The sequence below is a fragment of the Variovorax sp. GW821-FHT10B04 genome, assembly GCF_059415645.1.
Window position 1 is genome coordinate 19915 of sequence record NZ_JBWKNQ010000001.1, and the last position, 14994, is coordinate 34908.

General features: G+C 65.4%; 15 protein-coding genes. 6 read left to right on the forward strand and 9 right to left on the reverse strand.

Going from position 1 to position 14994, the window contains the following annotated elements; genetic code table 11:
• Positions 1-31 precede the first annotated feature (31 nt).
• The gene (locus AC07PZ_RS00090; protein WP_495292961.1) at positions 32-937 is read right to left on the reverse strand and encodes a LysR family transcriptional regulator; all 906 of its coding nucleotides are present in this window, start codon (positions 935-937) and stop codon (positions 32-34) included.
• Positions 938-1062: 125 nt separating this feature from the next.
• Between AC07PZ_RS00090 and AC07PZ_RS00095 the strand changes: the two genes are divergently transcribed.
• The 3 genes from AC07PZ_RS00095 to AC07PZ_RS00105 all read left to right on the forward strand — a co-directional run bounded on the left by AC07PZ_RS00095 (position 1063) and on the right by AC07PZ_RS00105 (position 3499).
• Entirely contained in the window at positions 1063-1740 is a 678-nt protein-coding gene (locus tag AC07PZ_RS00095; RefSeq protein WP_495292962.1) for a type 1 glutamine amidotransferase domain-containing protein, read from the forward strand.
• A complete protein-coding gene (locus tag AC07PZ_RS00100) occupies positions 1737-2048 on the forward strand; it encodes a putative quinol monooxygenase (RefSeq protein ID WP_495292963.1) in 312 nt (103 codons plus the stop codon). The genes AC07PZ_RS00095 and AC07PZ_RS00100 overlap by 4 nt, the downstream gene beginning before the upstream one ends.
• Positions 2049-2314: 266 nt before the next feature.
• Positions 2315-3499, forward strand: a complete 1185-nt coding sequence (locus AC07PZ_RS00105) for a low temperature requirement protein A (protein ID WP_495292964.1) — start codon at positions 2315-2317, stop codon at positions 3497-3499.
• Positions 3500-3532: 33 nt separating this feature from the next.
• Here the strand turns inward: AC07PZ_RS00105 and AC07PZ_RS00110 are convergent, their stop codons facing one another.
• From AC07PZ_RS00110 to AC07PZ_RS00135, 6 genes are all read right to left on the reverse strand, one after another.
• On the reverse strand, positions 3533-4546 hold the full coding sequence (locus AC07PZ_RS00110; protein ID WP_495292965.1) for a hypothetical protein: 1014 nt from the start codon (positions 4544-4546) through the stop codon (positions 3533-3535).
• Positions 4547-4549: 3 nt separating this feature from the next.
• Positions 4550-6712, reverse strand: coding sequence for a type IV secretory system conjugative DNA transfer family protein (locus AC07PZ_RS00115; RefSeq protein WP_495292966.1), 2163 nt, complete (start codon positions 6710-6712; stop codon positions 4550-4552).
• A gap of 135 nt (positions 6713-6847) precedes the next feature.
• Positions 6848-7972: a helix-turn-helix transcriptional regulator gene (locus AC07PZ_RS00120; protein WP_495292967.1), complete on the reverse strand. Its 1125-nt coding sequence runs from the start codon at positions 7970-7972 to the stop codon at positions 6848-6850.
• A gap of 202 nt (positions 7973-8174) precedes the next feature.
• Positions 8175-9269, reverse strand: coding sequence for a GGDEF domain-containing protein (locus tag AC07PZ_RS00125; RefSeq protein ID WP_495292968.1), 1095 nt, complete (start codon positions 9267-9269; stop codon positions 8175-8177).
• Between the two features lie 300 nt (positions 9270-9569).
• Positions 9570-10247 (reverse strand): class I SAM-dependent methyltransferase, encoded by a 678-nt coding sequence (locus AC07PZ_RS00130; protein WP_495292969.1) that lies wholly within the window; start codon positions 10245-10247, stop codon positions 9570-9572.
• 17 nt (positions 10248-10264) lie between these two features.
• On the reverse strand, positions 10265-11155 hold the full coding sequence (locus AC07PZ_RS00135; protein WP_495292970.1) for an NAD(P)/FAD-dependent oxidoreductase: 891 nt from the start codon (positions 11153-11155) through the stop codon (positions 10265-10267).
• A 153-nt stretch (positions 11156-11308) separates the two neighbouring features.
• On the opposite strand from AC07PZ_RS00135, the gene AC07PZ_RS00140 reads away from it, so the two are divergent.
• The 3 genes from AC07PZ_RS00140 (at position 11309) to AC07PZ_RS00150 (ending at position 13442) form a co-directional block, all read left to right on the forward strand.
• On the forward strand, positions 11309-11800 hold the full coding sequence (locus AC07PZ_RS00140) for an Rrf2 family transcriptional regulator (protein ID WP_495293927.1): 492 nt from the start codon (positions 11309-11311) through the stop codon (positions 11798-11800).
• Positions 11801-11990: 190 nt separating this feature from the next.
• The gene (locus tag AC07PZ_RS00145; RefSeq protein WP_495292971.1) at positions 11991-12551 is read left to right on the forward strand and encodes a TetR/AcrR family transcriptional regulator; all 561 of its coding nucleotides are present in this window, start codon (positions 11991-11993) and stop codon (positions 12549-12551) included.
• A 45-nt stretch (positions 12552-12596) separates the two neighbouring features.
• A complete protein-coding gene (locus tag AC07PZ_RS00150) occupies positions 12597-13442 on the forward strand; it encodes an NAD(P)-dependent oxidoreductase (protein ID WP_495292972.1) in 846 nt (281 codons plus the stop codon).
• An 82-nt stretch (positions 13443-13524) separates the two neighbouring features.
• Here AC07PZ_RS00150 and AC07PZ_RS00155 read toward each other — a convergent pair whose 3' ends face one another.
• Both AC07PZ_RS00155 and AC07PZ_RS00160 read right to left on the reverse strand, forming a co-directional pair.
• Entirely contained in the window at positions 13525-14259 is a 735-nt protein-coding gene (locus AC07PZ_RS00155; protein ID WP_495292973.1) for a hypothetical protein, read from the reverse strand.
• 83 nt (positions 14260-14342) lie between these two features.
• The gene (locus AC07PZ_RS00160) at positions 14343-14918 is read right to left on the reverse strand and encodes a sigma-70 family RNA polymerase sigma factor (RefSeq protein WP_495292974.1); all 576 of its coding nucleotides are present in this window, start codon (positions 14916-14918) and stop codon (positions 14343-14345) included.
• Positions 14919-14994 lie beyond the last annotated feature (76 nt).

The window sequence follows — 14994 nt, forward strand, 5'->3', positions numbered from 1 at the left end:
ATAAGGGTTGGAGATGCTGCCTCTGCGCCGGCTATCCGTCCTGACCCTCCATCGCCGCCAGCAGGAAGTCCCTCAGCAGCCGTGCGCTCGGCCCGATGCGCCTGCCGTGGACCAGGTGGATCTCGAGTGCCGCGGTTTCCAGTTCGGGCAGCACCCGGATCAGTTCGCCCGAAGCGAGCGGTGCGGCAGCGTCGTAGGCCGGCAGCCGTGCGATGCCTTCGCCGGCCAGTACGAACGCCAGCCGCGACGCTGCGCTGTCGGTCACGATGTCGCCCTGCACCGGAATCTCGACGGGCTGGCCATCGTGGATGCCCATCAACGATCGCTGCGTGGGCGGATAGATCACCCAGCGATGCACTGCGAGGTCCGCGAGCGTCGTCGGCGCGCGGTGGCGCCGCAGGTAAGCGGGCGACGCGCACAGCATCGTCGGTTCGCTCACCAGACGACGCGCGACCAGATCCGAATCCGCCAGTGGTCCGGCGCGCACGGCCAGTTCGATGCCTTGCTGCACGAGGTCGATGTTGGTGTCGTTCATCGCGACGTGAAGCCGGATCGCGGGATAGCGCCGGCGGAAGGCCAGCAGCGCCGGCAGGATCCGCTTGTTGCCGAAGTGATGCGAACAGGTGATGCGCACCTCGCCGCGTGGTTCGGCGCGCAGCAGCTCCATGCCGCGGATGCCGTCGTGCGCCTCGTCGAGCAGGCGCTCGCAGTGCACGCGGAAGGCGTCGCCCGCGGGCGTCAGGCTGAAGCTGCGCGTGCTGCGCTGCGCGAGCGGCACGCCGAGCTTGGTCTCCAGGCTGCGGATGTGGTGGCTCACGACCGCGCGGGTCAGGCCCAGCGCACGCGCACCGGCAGCAAAGCTGCCGCAGCGCACGACGGTGGCAAAGATCGCCATGGCGCGCAGTTCATCCAGGATCGGTGGCGGGTTGGAGCTCATGCCGTCGATTGTCAATATGGATAAGCCAATGCGTCAACATCTTCAGACCTACTCGAAAGACGCCTGTCGCCCTAATCTTCGTTTCACCCCGGAATCGCCGGGTTTCCGAAATCAAGGAGTGAATCATGAACGTCAAGCATGTCCTGTTCGTTGTGACAAATGCAGCGGTGATCGGCCCCCATGACCGCGCCACCGGATTTTTCTTCCCGGAGATTGCCCACCCGTTCGAGGCGCTGGACAAGGCCGGCATCGCGGTGGAGTACGCCTCCCTGCAAGGCGGCAAGCCGCCGGAGGACGGGTTCGACGGCACCGATGCCGTGCAGGCCGGCTTCGTGGAAAGCGCTTCATACCGTCGCCTGGCACGCAGCCGCAAGTTGTCCGAGGTCGACGTGCTCGACTACGACGCTGTCTTCTTCCCCGGCGGCCTGGGCCCGATGGTCGACATCACGCGCAACCCGGAAGTGCAGGCCGCCGTCCGGCGCGCCTGGGACGGCGGCAAGGTCGTGGCCGCCGTGTGCCATGGCCCGGCTGCGTTGCTGGGCGTCACGCTCGGTGACGGCACGCCGCTGCTGCGCGGTCGCAAGGTCGCCGGTTTCTCGACGGCGGAAGAAGACGGCTATGCCCGCAGCGACGTACCGTTCGACCTCGAAGCCGCGTTGCGCGACGAGGGCGGTCTCTATGAAGCATCCGCTCCGTGGACGCCCAAGCTCCTGGTCGACGGACGCCTGATCACCGGCCAGAACCCGCAGTCGGGCAGCCTGGTCGGCGAGGCGATCGCCAAGGCCCTGGGAGCACAGGCATGACCGGCGCCGTCACCCCGGTCGTGGTGGTGGCCCGCTGGCAGGTGTCAGCCGATCGCCTGGGCGACGTGCTCGCGCATGTCGCCGAGCTCCGCGAGCGTTCGCTCGCCGAGCCGGGCTGCCTGGGCTACGAGGTGTTCCGAGCCGTCGATGCACCGGCTTCGGTGCTGCTGCTGGAGCGCTATCGCGACGACGCGGCGCTGGAGGCGCATCGGCAGTCGGCGCACTACCAGGCGCTGGTCGTTCAGCGCATCCTGCCGTTGCTGGCAGCGCGGCAGGTGGACATCCTTCGGCCACGCGATCCCGACTGACGAACCGGCTCGCACGCCATGAGTCATTGACGACTGCACCGGTGATCGGGCGCTCCAAGTCCCATCATTGAACAGACAATCTGCAGAGACTCTCTGGAAACGGCAGGTATGTCACTTGCTAACTGGCTTGCGAGAGATTCATCGGGAGGAACTCATGCACATGGCGTTGGTGATGGTGGGCGGGACCGTCCAGTTGGCGGTCTTCATCTTCTTCGGATGGCTGCGGGGCAACGACGCCGCAGCCATCACCGCCTGGAGGCTTTCGCGTGGCTGAGCTCGACAAGGCCGGCCAGCGGTCGATCCTGCGGCAGCGCGACGGCCACCATGCCCGCGTCACCTACGAAGAACTCTTCTTCGATCTCGTCTATGTCTTCGCCGTCACGCAGATCAGCCACGAGTTGCTGCACAACCTGACGCTCGTCGGCGTGGTCGAAACGCTGATCCTCTGGTTCGCCGTGTGGCTCGGCTGGCAGTACACGTGCTGGGTGACCAACTGGTTCGACCCGGAGACACCGCGTGTGCGCGGGCTGATCTTCGTCACGATGCTGCTGGCACTGATCATGGCCTCCAGCATTCCGCAGGCCTACGGCACGCGCGGGCTGGTCTTCGCGGTGGCGTTCGCCGCGATGCAGATCGGGCGCACGGCCTTCATCCTTTGGATGCTTCCGCGCGGCCACGCATTGGCGAACAACTATGCCCGCATGCTGGCTTGGCTCGTGATCTCCGGCGTGTTCTGGATCGCTGGCGGACTGGCCGAACACGAGCTGCGCATCGGCCTGTGGATCGTTGCCGTCCTGTGTGAATACCTCTCGCCGATGTTCGGCTTCGCGTTGCCCGGCCTGGGGCGCTCGCGCACACGCGACTGGACGATCGAGGGCGGCCACCTGGCCGAGCGGTGCCAGCTGTTCGTGATCGTCGCGCTGGGCGAAACCCTGCTGGCGAGCGGCGCCACCTTTGCCGAAGCCGAGTGGAGCACGCCGATCGTGTCGGCGCTTCTGGCGACATTCCTGGGAACGCTGGCGATGTGGTGGCTGTACTTCGGCACCACCAGCAAGGACGCCAGCGAGAAGATCGTGCAGTCGGACGATCCGGGCCGCATCGGGGCGTACTTCCACTACGTGCATGCCATCCTGGTGGCGGGAATCATCGGGAGTGCCGTGGCCAATGACCTGGTGCTCGCCCATCCGCACCAAGGCTTCTCGCCGGCCTCCGTCTCGGTGCTGATCGGCGGGCCGGCCGTGTATCTGCTGGGCAGCGCGATCTACAAGAAGATGGTCTACGGGCGCCTTGCCGCCTCGCACATCGTCGGCGCATTGGCCCTGGTCGCCCTCATTCCGATTTCGCTCGAGGTCGACCTGTTGACGATGGGTTGGCTCACGACCGTCGTGCTGCTGGCCGTGAGTTGGTGGGACCTTCGATCGACGCCTGCCCGGCAGGGACGCCCGCACTGAGAACCCGGATCGGCTGCACCGAGATCAGATCGATCAACGTGCGTCGATCTCTCTCTCGTGCTGCCTTCTCATGCGCTCGATTTCTTCGGCGCGCGCCTGGCGCGCCCGTTCTTCGGCGAGTTGTGCGTCCTGCCTGATCTTGTCTTCCAGTGCCGTTCTCAGTACTTCCTGCACTTCGGGGGCGGCATGTTCGATCCGTTGTTCCAGTGCCTTGCGCAACTGGTCGTACTTTTGCTCGGCGAGTTCTTCGGCCTGCCGTTGCGCCTCGTGGCTTGCCTTGACGATCTCCTGATGCTCGGCCTGGTGCCTGCCGGTCATCTCCATCATCTGGCTGCCCTGCGAGGGCGGGTCGTCCCTGTGCTGGTGGGCCAGTTCGGCCATGGCCCGGTCGCGGTTGAAGTCCAGCGCTTTCCCGGCTTCCCACAGCGCGGAGCCGGCCTTCGACAGATCCTCTCCGTGCTCCTTCGCGAATTCCACCACCTTGGGTATCAGCGCGGCAGCACCCATTCCTGAATAGAGCAGGGCGGTGCCCACGGGGTCGGTGGGATGCGAGAGCTCGGCGAGAGGAAGCGCATGCGGTGTGTGCGTCAGGCCGACCTGTTTCAAGGCGGCCTCGGCGAGCGCCTTCGATTCCGCCATCTGTTCGCCGAGATCGTGCTTCTCCACCTGGAGGCCACGCTTCTGTTCCTTGTCCTGCTCCTCGAGCTGCTGCCGGGTGGCCAGCGTCTGATCGGGCGGCAACAGCGAAGTCTTCTGGCTTTCCTGCGGCAAGCGGGCGAGTGCGTTCTCGAGCGCAAGCTCGGCCGTCCGGCGAAGGGCCTGCAGCTCCTGCAGTTCGACCTCGATGCGACCGAGTTCAGCCTGGTCCTTCTGGCGCAGTTCCGGGCCCGGCGGGTGGGCCGCGACCTGCGGTCCGCTCCCGGGTCCCGGCGCTTCCCTGGCTTCTTGCGCCTCCATCTCCTTGAGCCTGCCCATCAACGCCTGCCGCTGCTCTTCGAGTTCTTTGATCTGGCGGTCGATCTCGGGCATTGAAACGGTGATGGTCATGGCTCAGCGCCCTCCGCCTGAATGGCTGGCCAGCCGTTCCTTGTAGACCGGATGCTCGAAGGCGCGCGACTTGCCTGCGCGTGCGGGCTTGCTGTTGGTTGCCATCACGAGCTGGATGGACTGGTATTCCGGGCCGCCCAGCTCCGAGGCTTCGACCAGCTTCTGGCGGCTGCCGTCCATCACACTCTGGCGGTAGCCCAGTTCCTCGGACAACTTCTCGGTGGTTCCGTCGGCGGAGGCGGGGTTCATGTAGATGCGCACGGCGCACCCGCCGATCATCCCTGCAGCGTTGGGGTAGGCCTTCTCCATCTGCCCCAGGTTCTGCGTGAACATCCAGAGCCGGAGGCCGTAGCCTGCGCCGATCTCCAGCGCCTCCTCGATCGGCGGCATGTGCCGCAGGCGGGGCAACTCGTCGAGCATGAACAGGATCGGATCGGCGTCGCGCGGCGGCAGGTCGGCCGTCAGCATCCGGATGTGCTGGGCGATGAACACCCGCAGCAGCGAGATATAGCTCTCCACCATGTTGGGCTTCAGGCAGATGTAGATGGTGGCGTGGCTGCCATCGCGCAGGTCGAGCGGGCTCCAGTCGGACTTCTGCGTGGTCCGGTAGATCTGCTCGCCGCTCCAGGCACTGAGGCTGCCCTGTGCCGTCTGCAGGACGCTGTCGCGCGTCTTCTCGCTCATGGTGGACAAGGCCGTGCCTTGCTGCGTCATGCTGCGAACGTCGACCGCCATCTGCAGCCCGGTGACCATCTCGTCCCAGGCTCTGCCGCCGTGGATGATGTCCATGATGCGGGACATCGGCCGCTGGTCCGGGCCATTCGAATAGCTCACATAGGCAATGGCCGCCTGCAATACATCCCGCGCCTTGTTCTCCCAGAAGGGGTCGGCCGCGCCGGAGGGCACGATCATCATGTCCGCCAGAAAGCGGGCATCCGCCCAGATCCAGTCGCTGTCCTGCCGGATGAAACTCAGCGGGTTGTAGCAATGGCTGTTGGCCGGGTCCAGCGGACTGAACTTGTACACCGGGCCCACGTTCTCGGCGCGCCACTTGCTTGTTTCTGCGTAGATCTCGCCCTTGACGTCCAGCACCACCGCCGGCCCCCGCCAGGACAGCAACGCGGGATACACGTGGCACTGGGTCTTGCCCGAGCGCGAAGGTGCGATGGTGATCATCGCGCCTTCGCCGGTATAGCTCAGCGGCACATCGCTGCCTTCCAGCGGGCCGAGGTACAGCACCTGCTCCTTCTCCACACGCTCCTTATGGAGCCGGAAGACCGACGTGGGGGCAAGCGCTTCTTCGGCCGACAGCCAGGCATTGCCACCGCTCAGGCGCTTGCTGAAACCCGACAGCACGAGGCCCAGGTTGGAGTCGGGGGCGGACGCTTCCACCTGATGCTCCAGGTGCCCCAGCAATTCGTTGACCGTGCTGTCGACGCCGGCATTGTGGAGGTCCATGACATAGCGCACCGCACTTTGGCCGTCGCGCACGCTGACGTTGTCCCATCCCTCGCCGGCGAACTCGTAGCGCTCCACGCTTGCCTTGCCATTGCCCCAGATCAGGCCGAAGCGGCAATGGTTGTACCGTTCTTCGGACAACGCGCCCATGGTGTAGAGCGTCTCGGTCAGGCGCAGGAACTCCAGCTCCTTGCTGTCCATGGTGGCCAGCGAACGGCTGAGGTTGAAATACAGCCAGCTCTTCTGCCAGTCGAAGAAAGCCGCATGGGTTACCACCCGCTTCTTCTCGGAGATCATGTCGTCGATCGTTCGCAGGCGCGGCTCGCGATCGGCGCCCAGCTCGATCTGCCATGCCGATCTCTCGGCCGCAGTCAACGCGGTGTAGCGTTTGCGGCCCGCCTTGAGGCGATAGCTGCCCGGCCCTTTGCTGAAGAAGCAGTAGATGATGACGAAGAAGAAGAGTCCCCAGAATGCGAACAGGACCGAAAGCACTGCGCCCAGGGAAGCGAGCAGCCAGCGTTCCTTGAGATAGAGAAACGTTGCTTCCTTGATGGGAACGGCGGTATTGCCGCTGTGCGTTTCGATCCAGGCTTTGCGTGCCATGTAAGCCGCAGCCGCGAGAAACACCATCAATGCGGCGATCGATAACATGCTGTTCACAGTTGGCTCCTCGAGCGTCGAGAACCCGGGCAGTGCGGCCGCATTCAATGGGTGGCAGTCCGCCTCCGAGGGACGTGCATCCAGTCTAGAAAGTGCAATCCATTTGCACACCCCTCAATTGGGGGGTGAAGAGGCCGACTCATGTCAGACGCCCGATATCTCCGGTGCCCGGATCCGTTTCGTTCAAAGACTCGCGAACTCACCGATCAGGTGCGCGACCAATTGCGCCTGCCGATTCGTGCCTGTTTTCTGGAACAGCACTTTCAGATAGCCACGCAGGGTTTCATAGGAAAGACCGTCTGCCGCTGCGATCTCCCGCAGGCTCTCGCCTTTGACGAGCCGTTGAGCAAGACGCCATTCGGCCGCGGTCAATGCATAGCGAAGGCTCGGTGCATGTCCTTTCTGCATGCGTTTGGCTGCCGGGTCCGTCATCGTCATCAGGATGACCGGCCCGGATTCCAGCAGGAGATGCTGGCGTTGCGGCAGCAGCGCGGCATTGAGCAACAACGGCCCTGCGGCCGTTCGCCGAATCACGATGCCTGACGGCGCACCGATGGCCGCGACCATGTGGCCGCGCAGGAAGGGCCTGAGCAGCGAATCCAGTTGATGCTGGTCGTCGGCGTTGATCGCCTGAAGCCGGTTGTGGGACAACGCCAAACCATCCCGCTGTTCCAGGAGTCTGCGCGCGGCTGGATTGACGTGGAGAACCTTGCCGCGCATGTCCAGCATGACCAGGCCATGCGCCGATTGCTCGAAGATGGCCGCGAAGCGATCACGCTCGGCCGTTGCGGACTCGAGCTGAACGCCGACCCGCAGGGCGCGCTCCAGATGGCGGCTCAATTGCTCGAATGCCGCAACTTCCGAGGGCTGGAAGGTTCGCGCGTCGGCGTCCCGGAGCAGGGTGACGTTGACGATCGTGCCGCTCTCGGTCTTGAGCGTATTGCCGATCGTGTACTTCAAACCCTGGGGCCTCATCCACTCGTTGTAGTACTGCGACCGGTAGAGGATCTGAGGGTCCCGCGTGTACGTCGCAAGACGCTCGTTGGTGCGAATCACACCGGGCTGGTGCAACGCACCGGTATGGGTGATCCAGGGGTTGTCACTGGTGAAATATTTCGCGGCGAAGGATGCATACCAGCCGTCGGTGATGCCACCGAGATGCACGGGCCGCGAACGGCGGGTCTCGAAGTCGAGGAAGTAGAAGGTCTCGGCGCTGGACGCGAATCGCTCCTTCATCATCGCCATGACGCCGCCCCATCCGCCATTGCCGAAGGCGGCTTCATAAACTCCTTCGATCAATGCAGACATCGATTGCTCGTGTCTTGTCGTCGACCTGTTGCGAGACCCATCGCCTGACATGGTTGCTCCTTCGTCCAGGGGCATCTACGGAAGACCGAATATGCACGAATGGACCTGTCGATCCAAGCGACAGTTTCATGTCATCCAGCAGATCGATGGCGGGGTCGTCGGACTGCGATCGACGGGCGCATCGGCCGCAGACCGCCGGCGGTCATCCGCCGGCCGGCAGCGAGACGTCGTCGGCCACGCGCACCGTGTCGCGACCGGACTGCTTGGCCTTGAGCATCGCGAGGTCGGCCCGGTGCAGCGTCTGCGTGACGGACTCGCCGTCGCGCATGCCCGCGACGCCGGCCGACACCGTCAATTGGCCGTCCGGCCGCGGCACCGCCGCCAGCAGGGCGCGCAGGCGTTCTGCCAGCGCCCGGGCGTTGTCCTCGTCCTGTTCCGAAAGCAGCACGCAGAACTCTTCCCCGCCCAGGCGGCCGAATATGTCGCTGTTGCGCAATGCCTGTTGCAGCACGCCGGCCATGCCGCGCAGCACGGCGTCGCCGGCCGCATGGCCGTAGCCGTCGTTGATCTGCTTGAAATGGTCGATGTCCAGATACAGCAGCGTGAGCGGCGCACCCGTGGCGCGGGCCCTGTCCGCCACCTGTTCGGCCTGCTGTAGGAACGCGGCCCGGCTGCGGGCGCCGGTGAGCGTGTCGGTGATCGACAGTTCGGCCAGCCGGCATTCCTGTTCGAAAGCGTGGCGCTGGTAGTCCTGCAGCCGCATATGGCTGACGAAGCCCGCCATCAGTGCCATCGTCGCAAAGAGCATGCTGAACACGGCGTCGGCCCGGCTGGCCGTGTGGTCGATCACAAAGGGCAGGAAGAAGGCATAGCAGACCACCGCGCCGCCGATCCACTGGGCCAGCGTGACCCAGAAGAAACTGGTGGACAGCATGATGATGATCGCCGCCGGCAGGAAGTACATCAGCGGCCGGTCGGTGCCCAGCGCACCCAGGTAGCTGTTGAAGCTCACTGTCGCAATGGTCGCCATGCAGGCGGCGCCGTAGGTCCGCACCGAAGGCGCACGGACGATCACATAGGCGAATATCGCCGTCAATGGCAGCAGCAGCACGCGCAGCCAGACGTATTCCGGCGTGGGTATCAGCAGTCGCACCAGGAGCACGACCGCAGAACCCACCACGGCCATCACGCCCATCTCGGCGGCAGTGAGCTGCAGTCGCTTCAACGCCTGCTGGCGAAACGCATCTGAGCGGTCGGCCGCCGCCGCGTCCCGCGGAGACATCAGTTTGCGGGGCATCTGCACGGACGGTTCAGATGCGGGTTGCGGAGGGATGGGGCCGGGGTTCGAGGTTGGCGATGCAACGGATCGCCAGAGCCGACGCCCGTGGGCTGGCCGTTTCCAATAGCCTGCACGCTGAAGGGCATGCGTGGCGCCATGTGCTCAATGCTGCTTCGGAGCATTGATGGATGGTCTCAAGTGGTAACAATTGGAAACGGTGGATATGAACATCGGCATAGATGCCGCGATTCTAGGGATCGCGTTGCATCAAGCTCTCCACGTTATCCTGCACATGCCTTCTCGCTCGGAGGCGCCCCGTCACGCCGAAGCCACCCAGCCCCGGAAACCAAAGCCTGCGTAGAAGACTTCGATGTCGGTGAACCCGGCATCGCGCAGCAGGGCCTCGTCCTCCACAGGCGAAAGGATGGGCAACCGAGCGCCAATCGTTCGGCTTGCGCGCAGCGCGTCGGCAGGTGCAACGCCGCAAGACGCCGCGAAGGCGGCATACCGGGACAGCCATCGCTCGCGTTGCGGTGATTCTTGCGAGAAGCTGAAGTGCGCCGAAACGAAGGGTGCGCCGGGGCGGAGTCGCTCGTGCAATCGGGTCAGCGTGCGGCGCCGTTCGTCCCGCTCGATGAAGTGAAGTGTCAGCAGGCTGCACGCCGCGTCGAAAGGGCCGGCGGGCGCGTCGTCGATGTATCCCTCGTGGAATCGCACGCGCGACAGGTGCGGCTGCAGTCTCTGTCGGGCCAGTTGCAGCATCGCCCCCGACGGGTCGACGCCGTCGAATCGCCATCCCGGCTGCTCTTGCGCGAACAGCGCCAGTTCGAGACCGCCGCCGGCGCCGAGCACGAGGACGCGCGCGTCGGGCGGCGATCTCTCGGCCATGAGCAGCATGCTCATGCGCTGCATGTCCGCAAAACCGGGGACCTGCCGTGGCGGGCGCTGCGCATAGTCTGCGATGGCCTGGGGATCGTTGAAGACGTGGGTCGACATTCGGATCTCGCTGGCGACTAGCGGTGTTCGAACACCAGGGACTGATGGGCCGCGACGCCTGCGAGCGTTCCGTCCCCGACCGCCAGCGCCACCGAGCCGCCTGCGCGTGCCGCGTCGCCGCACGCGAAGACACCCGGCACCGTCGTGGCCTTCATGCCGTCGGTCTTGATGATCGGTCCGAAGGGGCCTTCCGCGAACTCGCAGCGCAGCGCGGCGGCGGCGCTGCCTGCCACGGCGGTCCGGGTGGTCGTGAACAAGCCGTCGAGTGCGATGCTTCGGCCGTCCCGCAGCACCAGGTCGAGCTGGCCGTCGATCCGTTCCACCGCCGCGGTTTCGATCGCGACGCCGCGCGCCTCCAATTGCGACCGCTGCGTGGCGTCGAGCGTGACCGTGTCATTGAGGAACAGCGTGGTCGGCCCCCAGTCCGGCAGGAGCAGCGCGGTATGGACGGACATCGCCGAGGTGCCGAGCACACCGATCCGCCCCTGCTTCAGCTCGTAGCCGTGGCAGTAGGGGCAATGGAAGACCTGGCGGCCCCAACGTTCGGCGAGCCCGGGTATGGCGGGCAGCGTGTCGACCACACCGGTGGCGAGCACCAGCCGCTTCGCCGTCTGCGCGCCCACTCCGTCGACCTCGACGCGGAATCCGGCATCTGTCCGGGTCACGCTGCCGGCCTGGGCATCCAGCCATTCGACGGTGTCGTAGGCCAGGACCTGCTCGCGTGCAATGGCCGCGATGTCCGACGCCTTCGCACCATCCCGTGTCAGGAAGCCATGCGAATGGTCGGCAAACCGATTGCGGCGTCGACCCTCGTCGATGACCAGGACGCTGCGGCGCGCGCGTGCGAGCGGCAAGGCGGCGGAGAGGCCGGCGTAGCTGCCTCCGATGATGATGGCGTCGTAGACCATGGGCGATTCCTGAAAGTGGAGTCCGGGCGCATGCATGTCCGGAGTTGAGAAACTATTGAAGTTGCATGATAGGTGGCGAGGCGATTTCATGCAACTTACAATGCTTCATGATGCTCAACGATGGAACCGGCGCGCGTGTGACCGGTGTGGAACATGAGAAGCGATAGCCGGCTTTCCAGGATGCTCCATGTGCTGCTGCACATGGCGCGCACTGAACAACCCTTCACCTCCGAGCAGATCGCCAAGATGCTCGACACCAATCCGGTGGTCGTCAGGCGAACCATGTCGGGACTGAAGAAGGCCGGTTTCGTCGGCTCCGAAAAGGGCCACGGCGGTGGGTGGAGGCTGTCCTGCGACCTCGCGGCCGTGACGCTTCTGGACGTCCACGAGGCGGTCGGCGGCCCTCACATCTTCGCCATCGGCAACACGACCGACAACCCACAGTGCGCGGTCGAGAAAGTGGTGAACGCCGCGCTGGACGAGGCGCTGGCCCAGGCCGAGGCGCTGCTCGTGAAGAGACTCGGCGCGGTGAGCCTGAGCGACCTCGTCAAAGACTTCGATGCCCTGTGCACGTCGAGATCGCTGGCGTCGCATCACGCGTCGGAAACCAGTTCCGTGCCCAAGGCCAAGGTCCGCAAGAAATAGGCGGGTGGCGGCAGGCGACCGGCAGCGCCTGGACTCGCAGATTTGCCGATGCCCGCGGATACGGCGGGCTCGCGTGCCTTGCCAACGACTTCTGTACCGACTAGTATCGAAGTCCTTGAAGCAGGAGATCCACTTGGCCCGAATGGGACGCCCCCGAACTTTCGACAGAGACGCCGCCGTCGCCCAGGCCATGCACCTTTTCTGGGAGCACGGCTTCGATGCGACGTCGCTGGCACAGCTGAAGGACGGGCTCGGAGGCGGCATCTCCGCGCCCAGCTTCTATGCCGCGTTCGGCTCCAAGGAGGCGCTCTTCCAGGAGTCGGTGGCCTTGTATCTGGCGACGCACGGGCAGGTCACTGCGTGTCTGCAGGACGAAGCGCTTGCGCCGCGCGAGGCGCTCGAGACCGCGCTGCGCCGATCGGCCGCGATGCAGTGCGATCCCGGCCATCCGCGCGGCTGCATGGTCGCACTGGGCGCGATGAGCGCGCCGTCGCCAGCCAATGCCGCCGTGGCACGGCCGTTGCGCGACGCGCGCGTCCAGACGCACGCCGGCATCCTGGCCTGCATTCAACGCGGCATCGATGCCGGAGAACTCGAACCAGAGACCGATGCCGCCGCACTGGCGGCCGTGTTCGACAGCTTCCTGACCGGTCTTGCCACGCTGGCACGGGACGGCATCGATGCGTCGAGCCTGGATGCCGCGGTCACGCAGGTGATGCGGCTATGGGATGCGGCACGGGCCGCTGCATAGGCATCGGCATCGGCATCGGCAAGCTTTCGTCAACAGGACAATTTCATGAAGATCGCATTCATCGGCGTCGGCAGCATGGGCTCCGCCATCATTCCCCATCTCGTCTCGCACGGCCACGCCGTTTCCGCCTGGGCGCGCCGCACCGAAGCCGTGTCGGAACTCGAAGGCGTGGCCCCGCTCGCATCGCCGGCCGCGGCCTTCGCCGGCCACGACGTGGTGATCACGATGCTGTCGGACGACCGGGCCGTGCGCAGCGTCCTGCTCGACAGCGGCGCGCTGGCGTCGGCCACGGGCGACGTGGTTCATCTCGTGATGTCGACCATCTCGCCTGCGCTGGTCGCCGAAATGCAGCCCCTGCATCGCAAGGTCTCGGTCGGCTATGTCGCGGCCCCCGTCTTCGGTGTGCCGGCCGTCGCTGCGCGGGGCGAACTCAACATCCTTGCCGCCGGCGCGGAAGGCGACGTGGCGCGGGTGCAGCCGATCCTCGATGCCATCGGCAAGAAGACCTGGCGGCTGGGCGAGGACCCGGTACGCGCCAACATCGCGAAGATCGCCGGCAACATGATGATCACGATGGCCATCGAGTCGATGGCCGAGGCGTGCACGCTCACCACGTCGTACGGTCTCCCGGCGGCGGACTTCCTCGACGTGGTCACGCAGACGCTGTTCGCCTGCCCCAGCTACCAGCGTTACGGCAAGAACCTGTCCGAGCGCCGCTACGAACCCGGCTTCCGGTTGGCGCTCGGGCTCAAGGACGCGGTCCTGGCCGCCGACGCCGCGGCCGACCGCGGCGTGAGCCTTCCGGGCGCCGCCGTGGTGCGGGAGCGCCTGGCCCGTGCCGCAAGCACCGGATGGGCCGACAAGGACTGGTCCGCGCTCGCGGAGGTCTGACGAAGCAGTCCGGACAGGCGCGTTGTTTGGGAGCGCGGTCGCCCACGGCATACGGGCGTCAACAGCCTCGCTCGCGATATCGCTAAGGTGCCGCGTCGAGTTGCCGTACCGCTTTCACGACCGCGTCGAACTCCTGCGCGTTCACGTCGGAGATGACCCAATGCGTCATGCCATTGAAACGCCAGTGAGCCGTTCGAAAGCCGCGCACCACGGAATAGCTCGGCGCACTGTCCGACCCCTTGCCCGGCCACACGAACGAATTGACGATGTGCTCGCCTTGTTTGTAGACGAGCGCGGCGACCGGCCTTTCTTCGAGATAGTCGATGCGTCCGCCCAGGAATGTCGAGCCCGGCAATGCCAGCGCATCGACCGGCGGCGAGAACCCCAGCTTCGACGACAGAAACGGCTTGACCGTGTGATGGTCGGACGACGAGACGTCGACCAGATGCGGCCCGATGGTGGAGCGCACATGGCTTGCGACCACGTCGTCCGACAACTGTTCCTCTTTCGAGGATTGCAGCCAGAGAAGATTGACTGCCACGGCGGCTATCGCCGCGAAGCTTAGCGAGGCCGCGAGCGGGCGCCACGAGAGCCAGGTCCGCAGCGTTGCAGCGAAGCCGGCTGGTGTACCGGCCTTCGGCGCGCGATCGATCGGTCGAGCAGCCGGTTGCTGCTGCGGTGAAGAACCGGACATCAGCGCCGCCATGCGCGCCCGAAGCGCTTCCGGCGCAGCGTGGTAGTCGGCATTCTCGCGAATGGCCTTGCGCAACTGGCGAGCTTCTTCGACCCGGCGCTGCAGGTCGATGTCGACGAGCAACCGCGCCTCCATGTCGAGCTGGTCGGACAGGTCCAGCTTGCCATCCACGAAGGCATGGATCTGGATGGCTTGATTCCGCGTATTCATGACTTGACTCCTCCTTGCGCGGTCCGCGGAACGGGACGCAGAACGGGCCGTGCCGCCGGTGACAGGGCTGCGCGCATGAGCCAGCGGGCCCGCGCCAGCCGCGACATGACGGTGCCCACGGGAATCTCCGCGATCCGCGAGATGTCGGTGTACGAAAGGTCTTCAAGCTCCCGCAGTATCAGCACCTCCCGATAGGCGATCGGCAGGGCGGCGATCGCCTCGTTGATCTTCCTGCGGTCTTCGTTGCGGATGGCGATCGATTGCGGCTCGTCCCCGACCGGCGCAGCGATGTCGTGCCAGGCCTCGTCGCTGTCGTCGAACAGCACGCGTTCGGCGGGACGGTTTTCCTTCAGCCACGAATAGCAGGTGTGGCGAACGATCTGCAGCAGCCATGCGCGCGCGCCTTCTCCGCGCAGGCCGCTGCTGTAGCGCAAGGCGCGAACGAGCGCCTCCTGCACCACGTCCTGCGCATCGTGATCGTTGTGCGTGAGCCATCGTGCCAGGTTGTATGCGGCATCCAGATGCGGCAATGCCAGCAATTCGAATCTCCGCAAGTTCTCGTCGTCGCTCATCGCGAATCCTTCCTGCAAACCTCTACCGGGTTCGCAGCCTTTTTATTCCCCATACCTGACCAATTCCGTCGGGTGG